Here is a 21,131-nt window from a genome sequence, read left to right as displayed (position 1 = left end):
GCCGCACTATTTTGAATTTGCTTACTTATCCCATTCTGATCTTTTTGAGAAGCTTCCGTGACTTCCATATAGGATACAACCTCCTTTCTATCATTTGTAAACTTAGCATTAATATGGATATATCTCCATACAAAATACTATCCCCTTCTATTAAAATTCTCTTGTATTTTAAGAAATCAGTTCGCCATGAAAATGCCGAAGGCTCTCGCACTCATCCTCAATTTTTTAATATAAACAAAAACCATGCCGTCAGTAAAACGGAGCATGGTAAGATCATGCTTATAGATTTATTCGATAACCAGCCCCCCAAACAGTTTCAATCATTCTCGGTTTAGAAGGGTCCTCTTCAATTTTTTCGCGGATCCGATTAATGTGAACTGTAACTGTGGCACTGTCACCTATATAATCATGCCCCCAAATTTTTTCGAAAAGCTGATCTTTGGAGAATACGATATTAGGGTTCATGGCAAGAAACTTTAGCAGTTCAAACTCTCGGTTAGGAAATTTGATTTCCTGTCCATCACGGTATACCTTCCAACTTCGGGTCATGATTTTCAAATTGCCAATTTGAATTCCGCTTTCTTCCGAAGTCCGAGAGGAAGCATTGGTTAGACGATTAAATCGATTCAAATGAGATTTGACTCTGGCCACTAGTTCCGCAGGGTCGAAAGGTTTTGCAATATAGTCATCCGCGCCCAAACCGAGGCCGCGAATTTTATCAATAGATTCCGTTTTGGCAGTCACCATAAGAATTGGGATTTCAGTCTGATCGCGAATTTCACGACAAATATCATAACCGCTGGATCCGGGAAGCATAAGATCTAGAATCAAGAGATCATAGTTGCCATCTAAGACAGCTCTCACTACCTTGCTGCCATCTGCCACAATTGCCGTTTCAAATCCGCTAATCTCCAAGTAATCCTTTTCCAGCATAGCGATTTCGGGATCATCTTCGGCAATCAAGATTTTCGTCATGCAGTATCTCCTCCTTTAGCTGAGGGTAAATTTATCATATCAGAGGCATCAGCTACCTCAGCTTGCTTCTTGATAAGTTCAATCACAGCGTTGAATCCATCGGGGGTACCGCTGGATCCCGCTAGGCGCCCCACTTTCACCTCTCAAAAAAGCTATTATCTGCTGCAAACCATCTTCCGCAAATACACATGTAGACAACATGAGGACACTGCCCACAGTAATGATAGATAACCTTTTTTTCATCACATGTTTCTCCCTACCTAACCTTCTCATCTGAAATAAATTTCAATGTATAATGCGCCCCAGCAATGTAAATACCCATAATAGATAAGAAATCAATTACAAAAGGTAAGATGGATTCATCCAATCCCATATACCCAAATGGATTATAAATAAGTAATCTAGCACCCATATCTCTTTCAAATGAAATCTGCACACCATAAACAACAATGAGTACCGCCAACAAACGAGTCGTAATTGTGCGAATGCGGCTTGAAGTGTTGATGCCCGTCATTTTCCTCACCGCGTTAATAATCCTTCCCCACGAGATTCCTATGTGAACAGACATGAGAATAAACGCCCAATAAGCACTCTGAACATGTATCTGCCTCATGATCATCTCCATATTTGTGGGACTAAAAGGAAATATGTCGCGTGAAATGGGCACTGCGCTGACCAATGCAACAACAATCGATAATAGAAAAAGCATATTTACTGTTATGCTAAGAATTTGTTGTACGGTATATGTTCCTCTACCAATTATTTTATACCATCTTCGATTTAAGAAATTGTGAACGGTAAACAATACAAATAAAACAACACCAACGATTTCATGGACCCTATTACCGGTAATGGGATAAGCCATCACTACTAACATCGCTACTGTCATAAGAAGGTCAATGACCAGCTTAATCAACATTTTGGGATTCACAGGCTTACCTCCATAACTTTTTATCTAAGATGACTTCTTGGATGTTATAGCAGACATATAATCTTTTAATGAATTTAACTCCCAATCTTCTAAAAGACTTGCATGTCTCAATTCTGTGTTTGTATCCAGCGATCCCGTAAAATCCTCAAGCTTGAAACTCTTCATCTGACTTAATGTGTATGTGAAGTCATCCCGTGACTGGCTAGCATGACAAGAAATGCAACTCTTTATATCTCGTTTGGTATTAAGTGACTTATCGCCAAGGTACGCCTGGAATCGCCAATCTCCGTTGCTCTTCTCAGAAGCGTTCTGATTCCATCCCGTACGCTTTTCCGAGACAAAAATGTCGGAAAGTACACCATCTCTATAAATCTCGAGCGTTAATGCGGTTCCGCTAGGGAACGGTTTTCCTGCTTTCACCGCTTCAATCGTTTCCCGACTCGCATAGAGTAACTCTTTTGTATTTCCACGAGTTACAGTCGTATAGAGCACACCTTTATCATAGTTCTCAGGAAGTTTGACTTGCTCATTGTTAGTTTCAGATGATTCCGCCTTCGGCGTAGTCTCTGTCTTTGTACTGTCGGTTTTAGCCCCCTCCGAATTCGGGGTATTGTTTGTCATTGTACTATCCATTGCAGTCTGCTCATCTTGCCGAGTACTGTTTGTCATGTCATTGTTGTTATTTCCACATGAGGAGAATGTTAAGGTAGTAACTAAACCAAGGGTAAGTAAAAATAGTTTTTTCAATGTTTTTCCTCCTCCAAAATAAGCAAATACGGCCTCTAAATCCCAAGATGCGTCCATTAGCTGAGTGGTGTCGGCCCAATCCGATTCTGCTCTTTAATCAGTTCAATAGCGGCATTGAAAGCGTCGGGCGTACGATTGAAACCTTTGAGTTGGTACACTTTAACCTCATCGATTCGCATCCCAACTACGGCCGCGGGAATCGTGTCGGCGAAGTGTTGCTGTAAGTCGAGGGATGTCGGATCTTTTGCAAGAGGAGTAATCTGGACGCCTTTGATGACGTCGCTAATCAAGGTTATGGTCACGGAGATGGACGAGTCACGGTTTCCGTATTTACCGATCGCCGTGTGGACACCATCTACATAGGTGGATTGTTTTCTCACTCCCACTATAGAACTGTGGAAACCGACTTTCGAGGGAAACGGCGACTGACCAACCGAAGCCATCTCCTTCGTCGAACATGCGACCATAAGAAAGGAAAAGGAAATCCCTAAGATCGTCGACATATTAATTTTTCGGCTCAAGTTAGTCATCTTCATAGCTTCTCCTTTCGATAGCCCCAAACGTGAACATCAACTTAACTTTTGCCCGTTTACCATGCGTTTAGAAATAATTTTTAGTACTGAAAAAAGCACGAAAGTAATCCATAACCATTCACTAAGGTGTCCCACAAGAAAATACCTCCATAATAAATTTAAAGCTTTGTAAAACCATCTTAGAAACTATTTGGCTATCACATCACATAATATCTATGATAAAAAAGAACCTTAAACTAGTGGATGATAAAATCTAAACAATTTCTAAATAAAAAAACATTACTTCCTTACTCTTTAGAGAGACAAGAAGCACCTCATTTTACCGCGGGTAACGTCATCGTAAATTTCAATCCCTTATTGTTTTCAGCGGCAACTGCTCCGCCTTGGGCCTCCATAATATATTTGACAATATATAATCCGAGACCGCTTCCATCACTTTTTTCGCTGCTTCTTGATTCATCGCCTCGGTAAAACTGTTCGAATAGATGCGGGAGCTTCTCGGGAGAGACACCATTTCCGTTATCTGCAAAGTAAAGCAATTCATTTTCGTTTTCACGAGCAACCTTTAAAGAGAGCTCTAACGGCTCTACTCCTGCATATTTCAGCGCATTCTCCACGAGATTGGCTAACACTTGCCGCATTTGTTCCGTGTCAATCCTGACTAAATGAATACCGCCAGATATCTCGACGCTGATCGATGCATGTTTATGCTTCAGATCATCTTGAATATCGCTAGCGAATTTCTGAGTAAATTTACCTAGATCTGTTTCTACCGGAAAAAACGGCAGATTACCTGTTTCTAGCTTTGAAAAATAAAACAATCTTTGCAGGAGAACATCCATATCTGAGGCTTTTTTGTAGGCAATGGAGAGATATTGCGCTTGTTTTTCTGGCGTCTTGGCGATTCCATCCCGCAAACCCTTGATATAACCTTTGACAGATGTGAGCGGCGTTCTTAAATCGTGGGAAATACCAGAGATCATGTCCGTACGGGCTTTTTCATAGGTGGCGTTTTTAATCTGTTCTCCTTTGAGAGATAGCTGCATCTGGTTGAAGGAGGTACATACGGTTTCAAATTCATCCTTGCCTGTATAGATGATCGGCGATGATAAATCACCTTCTTCAATACGCTTGGCACTTATCGTCAGTTGGTGGATGGGTGTCATGATGTACTTAACAAGACGCCTTGTAAGCAGCTGGCTAATGAGCAAAAGAATAGCAATGGCGATAAGTCCAACGAGCAAAAAGATAATCAAGAATTTTTGGAAATCGCTCCGATCGACACCAATTAACTGGTTATACATACTGTAGCTGACTGCAACCACAGCATAGGATTTATCTCCAACGGTTATTAGCTGACCAATTGATGTTACGCCATCTACAAAGAAAACGTTAAGCTGATCCTCGCTCAAATTTAGCGTTTTCAGAAAAGCTTTAATATAATCTTGCGGGTGACGTATATTACAGTAAATCAGTGAACTGCCTTGTGCGACACAGAGCCTATAATTATGTTTTGCAAGTGAAAGACTTAGCGATGACCAATCCTCAACGATTCCTTGATTTTGCTTCAAAATAGATTCAACGTTTAATATGTTAGGGTCAAGTTGATTATTTTTGCTGGTCGCTTTATGGTACATATTAATCATGATGCTTCCTATTACAAGCAATACTACCAATGACAGCAATACCATCAATGTATTAGAAATAAATATTCGCTTTCCCAGTTTCATAACAGCACCCTCTAAATTTTCTGAAGCTTTATAATAGCAGTCAATTATAAACTGCAATAGGAGATATTCTAAACAAAAGATAAACGACCAAACTAAGTTAGAGCCCTCACATGTAAAGAATAAAGGAGCAGTTGCCACGGCGGCTGAACTGCTCCTCGCTTTGTACAACATAGGATGTCCACAAATGGAAATTACCTATCTCGGTTCCCTCCCATGTTAACTAAATTCGCTTCGACGGGGGAGTGAGAACCATAGCCCGTCGAGCCATGCCAACTGCTGTTCGGTCAAGGCATTCGTGCCAGCAGCTTGCAAGCTAGCATCCAATTGCTCAGGACGGCTGGCGCCAATAATGGCGGAAGTAATGCCCTGCTGCTGCGTGACCCATTTTACGGCTGTCGTTACAGGATTCAAATTGTTCTCTCCACACCAGACCCGGTACCGATCAACTGCATCCAATGTCGCATCTTTCCAGTATCGCTCTTGGTACATGGCACCTGCATTGTTCCCAAGTCCAAACCGGGTCCCCTCTTCGATACGAGCATCCTTTCCATATCGGCCCGACAACATGCCGCCAGCAAGCGGGTTGTAGCTAATAATGCCAATCCCTTCATCAAGTGCCATGGGAACCAGGTCGTCCTCAATCATCCGAAACAACAGATTGTACCGCGGCTGAACGCTTACGATCCTGGCATAATTTTTCCGTTCCGCAATGCCGTTTGCCTTTGCAACCTGCCAAGAGCGCCAATTCGAAATCCCTATGTAACGGACTTTCCCTTGCTGGATAAGATCATCCAACGCGCGGAGCGTTTCATCCATGGGCGTATCCGAGTCGTATTGGTGAGCTTGGTAAAGGTCAAGATAGTCCGTCTTTAATCGCCGCAAGCTGTCCTCAACCGCAGTGAAGATATGCTTTCTACTCAAGCCCTTATCGTTGGGACCAGGTCCCATCGCACCAAAACACTTTGTAGCAAGCACAAGTTTGTCTCGTTTACCTTGCAGCCACTCACCAATGATCGACTCGGTTGCACCTGCGACGGCATGAGATTGTCTTCCAATCGGATACACATCGGCCGTATCGATGAAATTGACGCCAGTCTCATAGGCTTTGTCCAAAATATCGAAGGAAGCCGTTTTATCAGCCTGGTTGCCAAAGGTCATCGTTCCCAAGCATAGGTTGCTTACTTTTAATCCTGTTTTTCCGAGCGAACGAAATTCCATCAGATCACCTCTCATTTTTCAGCAGCAAATACTTCTTTTGCTACCATAATGGCTGACATTGCCTTTGGCCAACCTGCATAGAAGGCAAGATGGGTCATCACTTCAATTAGCTCTTTTTCCGACAGACCATTTTGTTTTGCCAAATTTAAATGATTTTTCATCTGCTGCGTATTTCCGCCTGTGATTAAGCTCGCTATGGTAATCAAACTACGGTCGCGTGGAGAAAGTTCCTCACGCTTCCATACATCTCCAAATAATACTTCATCGGTTAGTTCAACCAACTTGGGTGCAAAATCTCCGATCGCTTTCTGAGCAATAGTAAGTTCTTTGGAATCCGACATTTTTATATCGCTCCTTTTCCTTCTTATTATATAAATGGTTGCTAAACCTCTGCCTGCGAAAATAAGCACAACATTATTATGCTACAAATTTATAAGAGAACGTTATCACATTCGTCTCAAATGATTGCCTAATCCTCTCCGCCACTACTTTTGCAATTGACGATTGTTATATTATAATGAGAATATCCAAGGGCAACTCGCAAGGAGGAGAATATGTTAGGACGAATTGAAAACCTACAGAATGAACTCGCCGAACTGATTGAGCGACATGCGAGTCATGACGGTGTTTACGAGACAGCGATTCCATCTTTATTTATTATTCGTGCCTCGCAAGCGTCTCAGCCCGTCTACAGAGTATACAAACCTTGCTTATGTTTCATCGCTCGAGGTTATAAAGATGTAATACTTTCCCAAGAACGATTTGAGTATGGACCTGCCGACTATCTGGTTTCGTCCATGAACTTGCCAGTGATCGGTCGCGTTATAAAAGCTTCACCCGATGAGCCTTATCTTAGCTTAAAGCTGGAGTTTACGGAGAATCAAATATTAGAAGTATTAAATGAGGGACACATCCAAATTGCCCCGCAAGAAGGTACAAAACGGGCGATGTTTGTCGGCGAGATCGAGTTATCCATATTAGATGCGATCATGAGATTGTCTCGATTACTGGACAATCCGAAAGACATTCCGTATCTTGCTCCCTTCTACACGAAAGAAATCTTATATAGACTTCTTCAAGGGCAGTACGGTATTACGTTGGCGCAAATCGCGATGGAAGGTAGTAGCACCTACCGAATCCGAGAGGCTATCGATCAAATTATTAATAACATGGATAAGTCTTTACGAATTGAGGAGCTTGCGGAAATAGCCAATATGGGGATTTCTACGTTTCACAGACAGTTTAAAGAAGTAACGGCCATGAGTCCACTTCAGTTTCAAAAACAACTGCGATTACAGGAAGCCCGGCGCCTATTAATGTCTGAATCGACGGATGCTGCCGATGTAGCTTTCCGAGTAGGCTATGAAAGTGCATCGCAGTTTAGCCGTGAATATTCACGTATGTTTGGTTATCCACCTAAAGAAGATATAAAGCGCTTGAAGGCGGGCTACGACCAAAGAGTCCACGCTTGAATCAAGCAAAACAGGAGCAGTAGCCCTATGAACAGCCCCCGTCAAGTAAACAGTACAAATTATAAAAATTATTTAAGCGGCCTTGTTCCTGAATTCCATTGGACTAAGGCCGTTTAATTTTGCTTGTAATCGTTCGTTATTGTAAAAATGGATGTAGTTATCGACGTCCTTCTTGAGATCCTGAAAGGTTTCATACTTGTGTAAATAATACTTCTCACATTTTAGAGTCCCCCAGAAAGATTCCATCGGGCCGTTATCAATGCATCGACCAACTCGAGACATGCTCTGAGACAGCTCATTTTGGTCCAAGAGCTTTTTGAAGTCCAACGACATGTATTGAAATCCACGATAACGTTGCTCCAACTCTGGATGAAAGCCTCGTATGTTCGTGTTTCCCATAATTGTTTGTGCAGTTTTGACTGACCAGTATGCATTATGGTTAATCTTTGCCGCACACCTTCTTATTTCTTTTATTTCTTGAAACTATGTAATCCGTAACCAATCTATATCAGCGTAGCCGCTGACAGCTCCTTTACCCTGACCAATACAGAACAGACCTATTTTGGCCCCTACCCAGCCGCCGGGAACCGCCTCGAAACGGTCGCCAATTGACGCATAAGTGATGCCGTCCACGCTATACTCAAATGCACATACAGCTTCCAGTTCCACGTTGACGCGGAGGTACACCGTGTTAACACCGGCCGGAAGCTCTCCTTCAGCCTGTGTTTCCTCAGCTGATCCCGCCTTACTGCCCCGTCCCTGCACGAAAACAAGCTTTAACCCGCTATTAGCTGGCTTCAACGCGAGATAACGATAATCATGCCCGAATATCGTTAAACCTGCTAGCTCGTTCTCGTTCCCTGGTGCAAACGTCAGCTTCGCCGTTGCCGTAAAAACCGGCGCTGGGAACTTCTGACACAGCACATTCGAGGCAGGGTACAGCGTGCGCACGCCTTCCCGCAGCTCCTGTGCATACAATCGCAAATGCCCTGGCTTCGCATGCAGGGAATACCATTCCGGCTTCGCATTGCCTTGCCATTGCCATTGCAAGCCAAGGAAGGAGCTATCGAAGTTATCGCTCGTCGCCGGAACAACAAACGGCCATTCACGCCCGACATTCGGCTTCGCATACTCAAGCACCGGCTCGCCGACCCCGTCTCCGTTCTTATCCACCCCCATGATCGGCCAGTCGTCGACCCACTGCATCGGCTGCAAATGGATGATCCGCCCGTACGCCTCACGGTCCTGGAAGTGAATGAACCACGATTCGCCGGAATCAAGATCGACGTAGCCGCCTTGATGCGGACCGTTTACCTCGGTATCGCCTTGATGCAAGACGATTTTATCCTCATATGGCCCCATAATGTGCTTCGATCGGAAAATCGCCTGCCAACCCGTCGGTACGCCTCCTGCTGGTGCAAAGATGAAATAGTAACCGTTGCGCTTATAAAGCTTAGGTCCCTCCAGCGTAGGATGCTCCAAGGTACCATCGTAGACGATCTCGCCATCGTCCAGCAAGGAGGTTCCCTCCGGGTGCATCCTGCACATTTTGAGCTTATGCTTGATCCCGCAGCGGCTATTGGCAAACGCATGAATCAAATACGCTTGACCGTCTTCGTCCCAGAAAGGACATGGATCGATCCAACCTTTCACTTCCTTCACCATATGCAGCGGTGTCCACGGCCCCGCAGGATCTACAGCCGTCGTCATATAGATGCCCTCATCCGGCGCGCTGAAAAAGATCCAGAATTTTCCCTCATGGTATCGGATACTCGGTGCCCAAACTCCATCGCCATGCCGAACGCCATCGTCATAGCCCCCGGGAAGTCTATCCACCGCATGCCCGATCAACGTCCAATTCACGAGATCTTTCGAGTGCAGAACCGGAAGCCCTGGTGAGCTGGCAAAGCTGGAAGCCGTCATGTAGAAATCCTCCCCGACACGCACGATATCCGGGTCCGAGTAGTCTGCGTACAGAATTGGATTACGAAACCGCCCATTCCCCAGATTGGCATACCAAGCTGAAGTCTGCACCACCTTGGTCGGAACCTCGTCACCTTCACTTACAACGCGGAGCGACGGCGCTGTCAGCGGATCGCGGCACTCGATCCCTGAGGATGAATCGCCTGAGACGGCGAGCAACGTATCTTCATCTTTCCCGCCCGTTCCGCCTAAACGCGTCACCTTCACGTCCTGGCACTGGTGCAGCTTCACCAGCGGTCCCTCCTCGGTGTACAACCGGAGGTCTTCCAGTCTAAGCTTCTTCGCGTTGTGGCACACGACGCCCGTCCGTACTGTCGCGTTGTAATTGTAGACAGACACGCCCTCAAGCGGCATTTCCGCGAGTCCATTAACTAAAAAAGCATGTTCCGCACCGGTACAATCAATATCCCTAAACGTAATATTGCGGAACACCGGTGTTTCCTCCGTAACCGCGTATCGATTTTCCTGTAAGATCCCTGAACCTTCTACCCCTGCATAAAAGAGATTGAAGGAGATGGCGTCACCGACAATGTCCGTCATGCGAATCCGTTCGACGAGAATCTCCTCGACGACGCCTCCGCGCCCGCGGGCGCTTTTAAACCGAAGCCCGATATCCGTACCCATAAACGTACAATCGGTGATGTGAACGCGCCGAACACCACCGGACATCTCGCTGCCGATGACGAAGCCGCCGTGTCCATGATAGACGGTGCAGTGCTTGATCGTGACGTATTCGCACGGCAGGCCGAGCGCCCGTCCAGGTGCGTCTTTGCCTGATTTCAGGCAGATCGCATCGTCCCCTACGTCAAATGTGCAACCCTCGATGATTGCATAGCGGCAGGACTCCAGGTCAAGCCCATCGCCGTTTTGCGCAAACCATGGATTCCGCACCGTGACATGACGGATAGTAACATGCTCCGATCCCCACGGATGCAGATTCCATGCGGGTGAGTTTTGAAACGTCGGTCCCTCAAGCAGAATACGGCTGCATCTCCGAAAGCTAAGCAGATTCGGACGTAAGTAATCGCGGTACGGCAAGTAGGCTTCAGCATCCTGCATGCCTTCCTGTATCAACCGCTCGACGTTTGCGCGCCCCGCCATCGCCGCATTGGACGGCCACCACATCTCGTCCGATTCATCGACGATGCCACCTGAGCCGATTAGACGCTCCCACTGTAGATCTGTCATTTTCCAGCGTTTAACCGGCCGCCACGCTTCGCCTCCTCCGTCATATATGCCTTGCCCCGTCAGCGCAATATGCTCCGCGCCCTCCGCATCCAGCGGGGATTGACAACGGACCGATGGCTTCCCCTCAAAGGTGGACGCGATCAACGGATAGTCCTCGAAACGCTTGCTGAACAGCACCATGGCCCCTATCTCCGCATGCAGTTCCAATCGGCTCGTGAGTGTAAGCGGCCCAGTAAGCCATAGCCCGGCCGGAATGACCACCTTGCCTCCTCCCACTTGTGCGCACGCTTCAATCGCCTGGTGGAAAGCTTGCGTATTGTCGAATCGTCCATCGCCTACCGCCCCGAAATCCGTCAAGTTCACCGTAAAATTAGGAATTTCGGGAAGCAGCACTGCTGGCATCTCCCATTTGGGAGCAGCAATTTTCTCCAGTATCATCATCATCGTTTCCTCTCTCATCTCCAAAATGTGTCCCCTATCTACATACCGACGTATTCAAAATAATCAAAATCCGCGTAATTTGAGCTCGCCTCTCCATTCCCGCTGGCAAACAGTCCGATATACGCCCCGACGAAGCCTCCTGCCTTATCCGCACTTAGCACGGTCCCGTCCGCCTGCTCGACGACCGTTTCCCACTTCTCCGCTTCCTTCGCAACGTCGAATCGCAGCAATTGCCCGATGGCTTCGAGCTTTAAGTACATCTTTCCTGCTTCCATCACTTTAGAGCCTAGCTCTGTTTCAACGCCGTTTTCGCGACAGATGACGCGAACGACGGCTTGACCAGTACTCAAAGAGGCACATTCGAACCGATATTGAAAGTTGTGATTCTGCAGCGCCACGAGGCCGGCTGTTTCCGCCCTCCCCTTCGGTGTAAATTCCATCGCCGCACGTACCGCATAGGAGATATGCTGCTGCCTGCGGCCAACAAAGCTCGGATTGACTTCCATCGTCATCGTCTCCGGCTTGAGCTTCAAGCGCAAATGTCCAGGACGTTCCGTCAAGCTCCAGAATGGACCGCGTGGCGTCCGGATAAAGTTCCACCGCTCCTCGAGCACCGGCGCGTCGAAATGATCGCAGACCGGCAAGGACGGCCAGCGCTTCTCCGGTAAATTCGGAGCCTCCATCTCCCATTCGACTATGCCTTTTCCGGGATTAACTACCGGCCAACCATTCTCCCACAAGACTGGCACGAGGAACGTTTCCCGGCCCATGTTCCGGTAAGGCCCGCCATAAGGCCGTGAGGCGAGGCAGACCATCCACCAGTCGCCATTCTGCGTTTCTACAAGGTCGGCGTGACCGACATTGACGATCCCGTACCCGAAACCCAAGTGCCGATGGGTCAGAATCGGGTTCATTTTGCAATTCTCATAAGGTCCTGCGAGACTGGTGCTGCGGGCAATCGTCACGGAATGCGTAAAGCCGGTGCCGCCTTCAGCGATAACCAGATAATAATAGCCGTTGATTTTGTACAAATGCGGTCCTTCCTGCGCGTGAATCTGCTTTAAAGCGCCGTCCCACAAGCTCAGCTTTGGTCCTGTAAGCTGCTTCGTCTCCAGATCCAGCTCCTGCAGCCAGATTTCCATATGCTTCGGATACTGCTGGCCCTCGGGAGGGACACGGTTTCCGGTGTAATACACTTTCCCGCCATCGTCAAAAAACAAAGATGGATCGATCCCTGGCGCATCGCTTAACCAATACGGCTCCGACCAGTCTCCAGCAGGATCTGTCGCGGTGACAAAGAAATTTTTTCGCGCTCCTGTGGCGCTCTCCACAAACGTCGTAATCATGTAAAAAATGCCTTCATGGTACCGGATCGTCGGCGCATAAATCCCTCGGGACGCAGGCGTTCCATCCAGATTTAACTGGGAAGGCCGATCGAGGACATGCCCGATTTGCCTCCAGTTGACTAAGTCCTTGCTATGAAAAATCGGCACGCCGGGAAAATATTCAAAAGTCGACGTGACCATGTAATAGTCTTCACCAACACGACAAATCGAAGGATCTGGGTAGAATCCTGGCAGAATCGGATTGCGAAACATTCGCATAAGTTCAGCTCCTTTATTACGTATAACATGAAGTGAAACTCCGGAGTCCCATCAGGCCCCCAGAGTTTGTTCACTCCCTCTAACTACCTTTTGTCCAACTGGCAATCAGGGCATTCACGTCCGTGCGGAGAATCTCCTTCGCTTGTTCAGAGACATGCTGCTGCAAAGCTTGGTTATTCAAATGCTCGAGAAAATCCTGCAAATGCTTCACCGCCTGATTCCCATGTCCCTTCCTCCATTGACTTTCTGCTTGATCCAAATTGTTGCTTAATTGCGCCAGCATTGGCCCGCGCACATCGCCTGATTGGCGATAGCGCTCGATCAGATTGCGGATCGACTCCGCGCTTGTGACGACTTTGACAGTATACTGCGCTGCTAATGTATTGCCGGCGTTATCCACAACTGTCACCAAAATCACATAATTTCCTTGCTGCCCCGCCCAATCCAGTACAGTTCCCAGCGAATAAGGCTGCCCATCCACCGTCACGGACTGCAGCTTCACGCCTGACAAAGCGTCCGCTGTCTGCAGCTGAAGTGCAAAAGGTTGACTGTCAGGAAGGTCGAGGACACTATCCAGCGGCTTTCCGTACACCGAAGCAATAACTGTCGGGAGCGTTCGATCAATCCAAACACTGGATGTATGCACAGCTTCGGTATTCCCTGTTCCATCGACACTATAATAGCTCAGCGAATGCTTCCCTTCTGTCTGGAAGCGGATTGAATCGCCTTCCTCCCATGTTAGCAAAGCGCCTCCGTCGATGGCATAAAACGTTGCCGCAACACCCGACAAGTTGTCGGAAGCAGAGAGTCGAACGACAACCTCTTGATTCACCCAACCCGCAGGAGCATCGTCAGTCGTTCTTGGCGCCTCTTGATCCGGCGCTGCGAAGATGACTTGATACGTCCGTTCACTGCCGTCTTGGGCTGTGACGCGAACGACGGCCGCACCCGGCACGGCTGCCGCTTGAAGCACTTCAACTTGTGATTTCCCTGACCCTGCTGTTGCGGCAACGACAGGAACGGCTCCAACTGCTGTAAGATCAATCTGATACACCGTCTTCTGCGGCGAGAACTCCCGTACGGAGACGCCGTTCACCGTTAGACTCGCCAGATCGCGGTTGCCGTCCGGCAGAACCGTCTGCGCGAGCGGATTCCAACCGTCGCTGCCGTTAAACACGTTAGCCGGCAGATAGAGCGTTGCCTCCTCCGGCGTCAATTGCTTCGCCCAACTGAAGCGGCTCTTCGCATTCGCTCCAGGGCCATAGCTGGCGAATTCGCCGTAGCGCGCTGTTTTCTCATTGAGCGGATTGCTCCAGTTATTCCAACCGGTTGGCGCAATATGCTCACCGATATAGCTGTTGATATAGATAACGTTGGCGTCGGCACGCCAAGGTCTGCCCAGCGCAACACCGGTAATGCCCTGTTCCGCCGTAATCCGGCTGTTCAGGAACACATAGCCCTGCTTGCCTGCTGCCGTCGACGCCGCAGTCACATAGCCGCCGCCTAAGCTGTGTATCGTGCTGTTTTCAAAGACTGCCGCAGCATTTCCGAAAATGAAGTCCACTGTACCCGCAATATAGCTGTCGACATAATAGTGCCGGCCGTTGTTCGCATAGAGCGTATCTTGATAGCCTAGTAACCGGACATCGCGGAAAGTAAGACGATCCGCATTCGCATACAGCGCAACAGCCTGACCTGCTGTCATCCCTGCATCATTCTGAATCGTCAGATGCTCAGCTGTGAAATCGCTCGCTTGTACGCGGAAGCTATAGCTGCCAGACGTCCCCAGCGCATTGCCGTTCGCATCCAGCGTGCTGGCGGCATCGCCGTAGACGAGTACTGTGCCTTCTCGGCTTTCGCCGATCATCCGTACCTTAACCTTCGAGGACGGGAGATCCAGCTTTTCACGATAAACACCGTTCTTGATCTTAATGATCGTTGGTGTGGCACTATTCGCCGGTACCGCATTGATGGCGTCTTGCACCTTCGTATATTGCCCGCTTCCATCCGCCGCAACGGTAATGACCGATGCCGGCACTTCCTGAACGGTGGCGGAGCCTTGCCCTTCCCCAGCTTCATTCAACGCCGTCACGCGATACACATACGATTTACCGTTGATCAGCCCCGTGTCCGTAAAGCGCGCTGCAGTCAAGCCTTGCGCGATAGTAGCAAAAGCCCCATCCGGCGAATCACTACGTTTCACGGCATAGGAAGCCGCGCCAGGCACTGCTGTCCAACTGAGCGCCATACTGCCATTCCCCGGCTCTGCAACCAGACCCGTTGGACCAGCCAACGTACCATCTTCAGCCGACGGACGTACACCAATCGCATCTGAAGGTAAGCTGTTCGCGTGGCTATTCGTTGCTGTCACCTTGTAGTAAGCAGGCGAACCGTTCACTAAGCCTGAATCCACATAGGAAATACCGGTTACATGATCGGCAATGACCGTGAAAGGCCCATTCGCCTGCTGAGCGCGCTGCAAGATATAGAACTCGGCGCCATCGACTGCCCCCCACTGCAGGCTGGCTGCTTGAGGCATCGGCTGTGCCGTTACAATCGGTGTGGCAAGGTGGCCATACGGCGTAGCCGTGATGACAGTCGAATTCTCCCCTTCACCGCCGATACTTGTTGCTGAAACGACATAGTAATACGTCGTCCCGTTATCGAGACCGCCGTCGCGATAAGACGTCGTCGTGATGCCGCTGCCTACTGCGGTCCACGGACCTGACGGGCTTGCGCTTCTTTTGACTGTATAGCTCGTTGCATACGTGACGCTTTCCCAAGCCAGATCGACCTGCGCATTGCGCCCTGCCGACGTTAACCCTGCAGGTGCAGCTGGTTTCACGGCCGATACCGAAGGCGTCGCCGTTGCTTGATTGGAAACGCCGCTTTCCCCTGTCACGCCTGTTGCTGTGATGACATAGTAGTAAGTCGTGCCATTGACGACTGTTTCATCGACATACGCAACGTCGGTGAGTCCTGCAGCGACTGTTGCAAACGGTCCGCCATCCGTTGTGCTCCGCTTAACATTATAGGCGGACGCTCCGTCGGCTGCCGACCAAGCCAACTGCACTTTGCCGTTGCCGGCAGTCGCTGTCAATCCTTTTGGCGTCTCAACCGGCTCCACGTAAACTTTTAAATTATCGTAATACATCGTCCCTTTGCCTGTTCCCGGCGTTTTCGCCGAAATGCGGGCAATGCCCGATGTTCGGAGATCCGCTTGCAACGGCGCTTGTTCAACTAAGTTGTTATTGATGTAAATGTCCGCCGTTTGCGCCCCGACATTGGCAACCACCTTCAAATTGAGCCATTGATTGTTCGCAGGCGGGTCGATCAACTTATAATCTGCGCTATTTTTCTTATACACAAGCGTGTAATTCGCTTCTGCCGCAGGCGCAGTCGGCTTGCGGAGCTGGAAGGACAGCGCCGTCTTGCTGCCGGACTCATCCTGCAGATTCAGCACGGTAGAGGTCCCCGGCCACCCAGGTGAGGAGATATCGACCTCAAGGACGAATTTCCCTGTTTGTGGAGCAAATTTACGAATGAGCTCTGTACTGCCGACGCCATTGTCATACAGGATTAACGCTTGCTTGGACGTATTACCTGTCAAGTTCGCAGGAACATCGGTCACGACGACTTTGTGATCGGCATCCTGAGGGATCGGCGTGAACGTATAGCCCGCAGGTGTCGTACCCAGCGCCTCCGCTTCGAAATCCTCGTCGACATAATAGATCGTCTCCGGCTCACCATCTGGAACTGCACTTACCTCCGCAGAGTTAAAGCTAGTGCCGATGGCATTTTGGGCAGTAACGACATAGTAATAGGACTTGCCCGGAATTAAGTTCAAATCCGTATAAGTCGGTGCTGCAATCCCCTCTGCGATTTTGGCATATGGACCGCCAGGCATTTCGCTGCGATAAATGTGATAAGCTGTAGCGCTTGGAATCCCAGTCCAAGCTAAGCTTACAGACTTGGTCCCTGCTGTCGCTGTCAATCCACTAGGTGCCGTCGGAAAGTCCTTATCTAACGAGTGTACGGCTGCTTGTGAGAAATCCGAGGCATTATATTTATTCACATCATCGTCCACTTTGGCGGCATCTGCTGCCAAACCGACATAGACGGTCTCCGCCATCGGAAGCGTAATCATGTCAATCACGGACCAGTCAGTTCCGTTTTCCGAAACTAAGGAGGTGAACTGGTCGCCTAAACGAACGAGCTTCACCCAATAAGGCGTATTGATAAAATCTTCCGGCTCGACACGGTTCACCGTACCGCCTACCGACGTGCGGTTGAACACGATGCTTTTCTTGCCGTATTTCACATAGGAAACCATCAACGCTGCAAATTTGGAAGAAGCGCTCAGGTTCTCGCGAATCATTACGCCAGCTTCCGCCTCGTCGTCGGTTGCCGTAATCTTGTCAACGCGAGTCACAATCTCGCCATTTCCTGTCAACGGCTGGTAAGCAAAATGGAAGTTGTCTGCTGCTCCCCAGATATCCCCGGCCGATTTCACCGTAACCTGTGTCGCCGATGCTCCTAATTGCGTGTGGCCGGCGATCCCCGGGGCCCCGATGTCTTGGGATTGCCATGGCGCAGTGCTGCCTGGTTTATTCACATGAACCGCAACGTTGCTCGACTGCGTGGACGTACCGGTGTTATCAATAGCGCGGATCGTAAGGAAATACGTGCCGTCCTGGACATTTTTCCACGTATACGCGTACGGAGCAGTTGTATCCTCGCCCAGCTTGACATCGTTCAGGTAAAATTCCACTTTCGCCACGGAACCGTCGGCATCCGCTGCGGTTGCAGTAATCTCAACATCCGTGCCGGCTGTCACTAGCGTATTGTCCGAAGGAGACGCGATTGCCGCCGTCGGATTCGCCGATCCGTTACCGGTGATGCCGTTTAAATAGACTTCCAGGTTGAGATAGCCTGACGCATGCATCGCATTGCGGTCTGCAGGATCGTTCGGGTTCAGCTGATGAGCCAGCTCCCATTCATCCGGCATGCCGTCATGATCGCTGTCCGCTTGCGTCGAAACTGCCTGCGTAAACTCGGGGTATCCGCCAACCTCACGCTGTGAGTTAATGTGGCGCCCTGTTCCATTCCGAACATCCTGAACGATACGGGCATCCGTCGCATCCCTCATCGGCACTGTCGCCCCAGCTTGTGCAAGTACGTGTGCGTAGGCGGCTTCTGCCGATTCAGGCGCAACCGGCTGCGGCATGACAACCGGCGAACTCAGCTTCGAAGCCGGATTCGCGAGAACCCCGACACCCTTCCAATTGTCCGCTGTTACTGCAGGCGAGCCATGCATGATATTGCCGCCTACGAAGAGGCGGGTATCCGCACTCACATCCAGGAAAACCATCTCGCGAGCGTTACCATAAGTGCTCGGTCCATACTTGTAGTAATTATTGCGCAAGTTATAACGGCCCTGCTCCCCACCGTAGGAAGAGAAGAAGCCCCAATCATAAATCACGTTGTTGTACATATCCGTCGGGAAGTTCGGAGACCCGGCAAATCGTGGATTCCGGCTGACGTTATGCGCAATCAGATTGTGATGGAACGTGGCGTTGTTCCCGCCCCAAATGCCCGCATACCCGTGACGGCCTTTCTGATGGGACGTCATCAACATACTTTCCGACGCAATCGACCACTGTACCGTCGTGTTCTCATTTACATACATACTGAGGACTTCATCTACCGACCAGCTAAACGAACTGTGATCGATGAGGATGTTCTTATGGTAGCGACCGCCGAACGCATCGTCCTCGCTTGGATAACGATCGCCAAGCCGGAATCGCATATATCGCATAATGAGGTTATCCGCCTCAAAATAAGTGGCATAATCGGACACCGTGATCCCTTCGCCCGGGGCCGTTTGTCCGGCTATGGTCAGGTTCGCGCCGGTAATCTTCAGCGGCGATTGCAGATGAATCGTGCCGCCAACCCGGAATACGATCGTGGTATTGCTAAGCGCAACCCCTTCCCGCAACGAGCCTGGGCCGGAATCCGCCAGCGTCGTCACCTCATAGACGCTGCCGCCTCTGCCGCCGGTCGTATACATACCGCCGCCTTCGGCTCCTGGGAATGCAGGGGTACCGTCACTTACCAAGCGCCACTTTTGCGTTTCCAGGCCTTGATACGCTTCAAGACGAACGCGCCGTTCGTCTGCGTCAAGCGTCAAGACTTTAGATGTATCCGTTTTACTTGCAATTTTGTACCGGACATAGCCCTCTTCGTTCAGAGGCTCCACCGGGATGAATTGCCAGAGCTGCTCCTCTTTGGCTGCCTCCTCATAGAGCACGGTATCTCCTGCGAGTGTCCACGCCTTCGGTGACAGCAGTTTCTGGGTCGTCATATTGACGAGCTTATAATTGATGCCGTCCGCAGAATCCAAGCGCCAGCGCTCATTCGTTTGATTTTGCGTAAACCAGACGTTGATCGGATCATTGTTGCTGTAGCCACTAATATTGATGTTATCGCCATTCGCACCTACAATCCTGAATTCCTGAAAAGGAGCGGCGACCGATACGGCCGCCTCCTCCGCTGAAACCTTTGATTCCGGCAAGGCAATTGCACTCACCATGGATACAAGTAAGGATGCTATGAGCATCAGAATGAAACTTTTTCGAGCTGTAGTTTTGCGACGTTTGACCACAATCCAAACTCCTTTCTCTGTACAAAAGGTTGATGACAACAATCGAATTGCCCTCAGCTGTAGATCTGGTTGTCGCAATGCTTATTTTTTAGCTTTTAGGTGCGCTGCCTTATACTCTTCCAACAGCTTGTCGCCGCCGGCTTTCTTCCATTTGTCGACTTCCGCTTTCCAGCCCGCTTCGTCGATTTTCCCCATAATGAATTTCGTCTCAGCGTCAGTAATCATTTGCTCCAGCTCTTTCCCGCGTTCGGTGTAGGTAGCTGAGATAAGCGTAAGCGCTGGATTCCCGACAACGTACTTGTCATTCTCGCTGACCAGCTTATTGTTTTTGAGGAACAGATCCGTTTGCTTCATCGGTTTGTCCATATTGTAAGCTTCACCGCGTTGGATCAAGGAGTCGCGATACGGCTTCACTTCTTTGAAATCAGCATCGGTGTCGAGCGGAAGTGTGAAATTGCCATCGACCTTGTAGTGCTTGCCTTCAATCCCTTTATTGATGAGATTAACCATCTCTTTCTCTAGCAGTTTATCCAGGAAGGTCAGCACACGTTTCAATTCCGCTTCAGTTTTCACGGAAGATTTCGGAATTGCCAAGATGCCTGCATTCCCACTCTCCGCTGGTACACGGACACCCGCTGGGCCTTCCAACCCATTTGCATCGATAAGCGCGTTCGGTACAACCTTCGAAAGATTTGTCTGCATGGTTTGTGCATTCCCGCCTGAAATTCGTAGCGTTACACGCCCAGCTTCATAGGCTTTATCGATCGTTGTCGTATCAGATACAGCAAAGTCCGTGTTGATCAGCTTTTCATCATACAACCGTTTGAACAGCTTCATCGTCGCAAAAAATTCGTCCGTCAAGAACTCCGGTGTGAAATTGCCTTGTGCATCCACTTTCCATTTATTCGGCCCGCCCTGCGCAACACTCAGACGAGTTAATGTGGAAGCTGTACCTTGATTGTAGTTTTTATCCAGCATAAAACCGTAGGTATCCTTCTTCCCGTTCTTATCTGGATCGGACTCTGCCGAGTATTTCAGCACGTTGTACCAATCATCAAGTGACTTAGGCACCTTCAGTCCGGCTGCATCCAGCCAATCCTTGCGGTAGTGAATCACGGCACGGCCTACGCTTCGGTAAATCGGGATGCCGTACAGCTTGCCGTCCACATTGATGTTGTCATAATACGTTTGCGGCTGTGCGGCCAGGTTCTTGTAGTCCTTCAGATAAGGACCTAGCTCCCAGAACGTGCCCGATTGCATCGCGCTGATAATCGTCGGGATATAACCGACCTTCATCAACTTAGGAAGCTCGCCGGAAGCGATCATCACGTTGATCTTATCATCATAGGCAGAAGCTGGAATCCATTGGAAAGACAGATTCGTATTCGTGTATTTCGCTAGTGCTTCCTCCATTGGATTGGCTTTCGGTGGAATCTCGCCAACCTGTGTAACGACGATCGACAAGTCGAGCGGCTTCATATCCTCTTTCACAGCTGCACTTGCTGCAGGACTGTTGCTGCCAGACGCCGGCTCATTGCTTGTGCTGCACGCGGTGAGCGTGACGGATGCGAGTAAGGTGACGCCCATTAGTAGAGATGCTTTTTTCCTCATTCTTGTACCCCTCCGGTATCGGATTATAATTCTA

General features: G+C 49.2%; 13 protein-coding genes and 1 pseudogene. 1 reads left to right on the top strand and 13 read right to left on the bottom strand.

Annotation, left to right across the window (positions count from 1 at the left end; genetic code table 11):
• Positions 1-279: 279 nt before the first annotated feature.
• From AC58UX_RS02160 to AC58UX_RS02130, 7 genes are all read right to left on the bottom strand, one after another.
• On the bottom strand, positions 280-975 hold the full coding sequence (locus AC58UX_RS02160) for a winged helix-turn-helix domain-containing protein (RefSeq protein ID WP_497249259.1): 696 nt from the start codon (positions 973-975) through the stop codon (positions 280-282).
• Between the two features lie 256 nt (positions 976-1,231).
• Positions 1,232-1,906 (bottom strand): DUF4405 domain-containing protein, encoded by a 675-nt coding sequence (locus AC58UX_RS02155; RefSeq protein ID WP_497249257.1) that lies wholly within the window; start codon positions 1,904-1,906, stop codon positions 1,232-1,234.
• Between the two features lie 24 nt (positions 1,907-1,930).
• Positions 1,931-2,710, bottom strand: a complete 780-nt coding sequence (locus AC58UX_RS02150) for a cytochrome P460 family protein (protein ID WP_497249255.1) — start codon at positions 2,708-2,710, stop codon at positions 1,931-1,933.
• Positions 2,710-3,183, bottom strand: a complete 474-nt coding sequence (locus AC58UX_RS02145; RefSeq protein ID WP_497249253.1) for a hypothetical protein — start codon at positions 3,181-3,183, stop codon at positions 2,710-2,712. Before AC58UX_RS02145 ends, AC58UX_RS02150 begins: the two co-directional genes overlap by 1 nt.
• A 317-nt stretch (positions 3,184-3,500) precedes the next feature.
• Entirely contained in the window at positions 3,501-4,916 is a 1,416-nt protein-coding gene (locus tag AC58UX_RS02140; RefSeq protein ID WP_497249251.1) for a HAMP domain-containing sensor histidine kinase, read from the bottom strand.
• A 216-nt stretch (positions 4,917-5,132) separates the two neighbouring features.
• A complete protein-coding gene (locus AC58UX_RS02135) occupies positions 5,133-6,134 on the bottom strand; it encodes an aldo/keto reductase (protein ID WP_497249249.1) in 1,002 nt (333 codons plus the stop codon).
• An 11-nt stretch (positions 6,135-6,145) separates the two neighbouring features.
• On the bottom strand, positions 6,146-6,475 hold the full coding sequence (locus tag AC58UX_RS02130; protein WP_497249247.1) for a carboxymuconolactone decarboxylase family protein: 330 nt from the start codon (positions 6,473-6,475) through the stop codon (positions 6,146-6,148).
• Between the two features lie 213 nt (positions 6,476-6,688).
• Between AC58UX_RS02130 and AC58UX_RS02125 the strand changes: the two genes are divergently transcribed.
• Positions 6,689-7,606, top strand: a complete 918-nt coding sequence (locus tag AC58UX_RS02125; protein ID WP_497249245.1) for an AraC family transcriptional regulator — start codon at positions 6,689-6,691, stop codon at positions 7,604-7,606.
• A gap of 72 nt (positions 7,607-7,678) precedes the next feature.
• Here the strand turns inward: AC58UX_RS02125 and AC58UX_RS02120 are convergent, their stop codons facing one another.
• The 6 genes and pseudogenes from AC58UX_RS02120 to AC58UX_RS02095 all read right to left on the bottom strand — a co-directional run bounded on the left by AC58UX_RS02120 (position 7,679) and on the right by AC58UX_RS02095 (position 21,097).
• Positions 7,679-7,888 carry a transposase gene (locus AC58UX_RS02120; RefSeq protein ID WP_497249243.1) on the bottom strand — a complete coding sequence of 70 codons (210 nt, stop codon included), beginning with the start codon at positions 7,886-7,888 and terminating at the stop codon, positions 7,679-7,681.
• Between the two features lie 201 nt (positions 7,889-8,089).
• On the bottom strand, positions 8,090-9,643 hold the full coding sequence (locus AC58UX_RS02115; RefSeq protein ID WP_497250030.1) for a glycoside hydrolase family 43 protein: 1,554 nt from the start codon (positions 9,641-9,643) through the stop codon (positions 8,090-8,092).
• Between the two features lie 237 nt (positions 9,644-9,880).
• Positions 9,881-10,648: pseudogene (locus tag AC58UX_RS02110) on the bottom strand (glycoside hydrolase family 28 protein); the annotation flags it as partial.
• Between the two features lie 608 nt (positions 10,649-11,256).
• Positions 11,257-12,822, bottom strand: coding sequence for a glycoside hydrolase family 43 protein (locus AC58UX_RS02105; RefSeq protein WP_497249241.1), 1,566 nt, complete (start codon positions 12,820-12,822; stop codon positions 11,257-11,259).
• Between the two features lie 79 nt (positions 12,823-12,901).
• The gene (locus AC58UX_RS02100; RefSeq protein WP_497249239.1) at positions 12,902-19,486 is read right to left on the bottom strand and encodes a pectinesterase family protein; all 6,585 of its coding nucleotides are present in this window, start codon (positions 19,484-19,486) and stop codon (positions 12,902-12,904) included.
• 81 nt (positions 19,487-19,567) lie between these two features.
• On the bottom strand, positions 19,568-21,097 hold the full coding sequence (locus AC58UX_RS02095; RefSeq protein WP_497249237.1) for an extracellular solute-binding protein: 1,530 nt from the start codon (positions 21,095-21,097) through the stop codon (positions 19,568-19,570).
• Positions 21,098-21,131 lie beyond the last annotated feature (34 nt).

It is taken from the genome of Paenibacillus sp. J22P90, from assembly GCF_059692195.1.
Note: the sequence above shows the minus strand (reverse complement) of the source record. Positions and strands in the feature narration are given on the sequence as shown.

Coding starts and splice junctions, on each gene's coding strand:
- AC58UX_RS02160 (WP_497249259.1), bottom strand. CDS start 975: ATGACGAAAATCTTGATTGCCGAAGATGATCCCGAAATCGCTATGCTG.
- AC58UX_RS02150 (WP_497249255.1), bottom strand. CDS start 2,710: ATGGACGCATCTTGGGATTTAGAGGCCGTATTTGCTTATTTTGGAGGA.
- AC58UX_RS02145 (WP_497249253.1), bottom strand. CDS start 3,183: ATGACTAACTTGAGCCGAAAAATTAATATGTCGACGATCTTAGGGATT.
- AC58UX_RS02140 (WP_497249251.1), bottom strand. CDS start 4,916: ATGAAACTGGGAAAGCGAATATTTATTTCTAATACATTGATGGTATTG.
- AC58UX_RS02135 (WP_497249249.1), bottom strand. CDS start 6,134: ATGGAATTTCGTTCGCTCGGAAAAACAGGATTAAAAGTAAGCAACCTA.
- AC58UX_RS02130 (WP_497249247.1), bottom strand. CDS start 6,475: ATGTCGGATTCCAAAGAACTTACTATTGCTCAGAAAGCGATCGGAGAT.
- AC58UX_RS02125 (WP_497249245.1), top strand. CDS start 6,689: ATGTTAGGACGAATTGAAAACCTACAGAATGAACTCGCCGAACTGATT.
- AC58UX_RS02120 (WP_497249243.1), bottom strand. CDS start 7,888: ATGTCTCGAGTTGGTCGATGCATTGATAACGGCCCGATGGAATCTTTC.
- AC58UX_RS02105 (WP_497249241.1), bottom strand. CDS start 12,822: ATGCGAATGTTTCGCAATCCGATTCTGCCAGGATTCTACCCAGATCCT.
- AC58UX_RS02095 (WP_497249237.1), bottom strand. CDS start 21,097: ATGAGGAAAAAAGCATCTCTACTAATGGGCGTCACCTTACTCGCATCC.